Genomic DNA, 1,732 nt, shown 5'->3' on the forward strand with positions numbered 1-1,732 from the left:
CAAATGTAGCTTCATAAAGAACAAATGTAGCTCTTATAAAGAATAAATGTAGCTCTTAGAGAACAAATAAAATTCTTTTCTTTTTAAAACTTTTTCGTTATTATAAAGAAAAAGTTTTAAAGGAGTTCTTTATGAGAAATGAAGTAGTGAAACATCATAATGATTTAAACAGTATGATAATGCGTAAATGGACATCTGAAGAAATGAATTTTTTCTTTTCGGTACTATCTAAGGCTAGAGAACATGGTACTACTCGTCTTTATTTTGATACTTATGATTTAAAGGAGTTAAGTAATTTTTCAAAAAAACATAATCAAAGATGGGAAGATACTATGGAGAATGTTGCCAGAAAAGTTACTCAATTGAATTATGTCGAAAAGACTGATTATAAAATTAGAGCGATGACTTTGTTTAATTGGTTTGAAGTCGATTTGAAAGATAAAACAGTAGAAATAGAATTATCTAATAATTTTGAATATATCTTAAATAGATTGAGTGCAAATTTTACGACATATGAACTTGCAGAATTTACAGCAATACGTTCCACTTATGCAAAGACAATGTATCGTTTATTAAAACAGTGGCGCACAATTGGTAAAAAAGAATTTAAAATTGAAGAATTTAAAGTACTTCTAGATATGCCAAAGTATTATGGCCCCAGTGAAATTGATAGGGCTATAATCAAACCTACTTTACAAGAATTAAGCCCTTTTTTTAAAAATTTAAAGGTTAAGAAAATAAAAAGAAATACACGTGGAAACCCTGTAACTGGCTATTTATTTACTTGGCAACCTGAACATACTGAACCTTGGTTAGAAAATAAATATGACGAACAACCGCAAAACAATACACCCACATTTGATGATAAATTCACGGAATGGTTAATACGTTATGATGTTGTGTCTAGTAATGACCAGGAACTGGTTGAACAATTTAAATTAGAAGTTTATCCGCTATACCAACAAATTGCCGATAGATCTACACTTGATAATGTGGCAAAACATATCTCTTACGTTGCTCACAAAAAATACACGCACCCCGTTGGTTATTTTAAAAAAGCTGCGAAAGAATATCTCGACAGATTTATATAAAATAATCTCATATTTTCAGCTACCTTATTAATATAGTGATAGAAGCTAATACAACAGTATAGGAAACGCTTTCATTTTGTGATTTATTGTGCTATATTTTGATTATTAAAAATCTATAAAGGGGTGTTTATTGTGGTAACGAACAAAAAGTTTGCATTAAGTATTATGTTGAGTGGTTTCTTTTTATTAGGTTATGGAAATAACTTAGTTAAAGCTGATGAAGTAAGTAATACTGAAATTTATGATGAAACATATGTTACGGGAGAAATTTTTGGTTCGGGAAATGAAGAAGACTACAACGTTGAAATAGAACAAGTAAATAGTAATATATATTCAAATGAAGACGGTACAATTTCGGAAATTCAAAATTATGAAGTTACTTTTGAATTACCCGCCGAGGAACCAAAAGATAATGATGAGATTATAGCATTTAAACCTTTTAAGAAAGCAGCTGAAAATTTCCAAGAATATGTGTCACCTAACGCTTATGCCGTTGTGCGATCTTCTTCTGAAGTATCTGGTGGCATTAAAGCTAATTTATCAGTAGATTTTTCTAAGAATTCTACAGGTTATGTAAGGATTAATAGAGTTTATGGTTCATGGGTTCCGACTAGTGGTCTTTACTATACAACAAATAGAGG

At 30.0% G+C, this 1,732-nt stretch carries 2 protein-coding genes; both read left to right on the plus strand.

Annotation, left to right across the window (positions count from 1 at the left end; translation table 11 throughout):
• Positions 1–131: 131 nt before the first annotated feature.
• On the plus strand, positions 132–1,091 hold the full coding sequence (locus tag HMPREF3116_RS08065; RefSeq protein ID WP_070469065.1) for a RepB family plasmid replication initiator protein: 960 nt from the start codon (positions 132–134) through the stop codon (positions 1,089–1,091).
• Positions 1,092–1,223: 132 nt separating this feature from the next.
• Positions 1,224–1,732, plus strand: a 509-nt coding sequence (locus HMPREF3116_RS08070; protein ID WP_210382498.1) for a hypothetical protein, incomplete at its 3' end; no start/stop codon positions are given.

The organism is Aerococcus sp. HMSC10H05 (assembly GCF_001806975.1).
Lineage (GTDB): Bacteria > Bacillota > Bacilli > Lactobacillales > Aerococcaceae > Aerococcus > Aerococcus viridans_B.

Coding starts and splice junctions, on each gene's coding strand:
- HMPREF3116_RS08065 (WP_070469065.1), top strand. CDS start 132: ATGAGAAATGAAGTAGTGAAACATCATAATGATTTAAACAGTATGATA.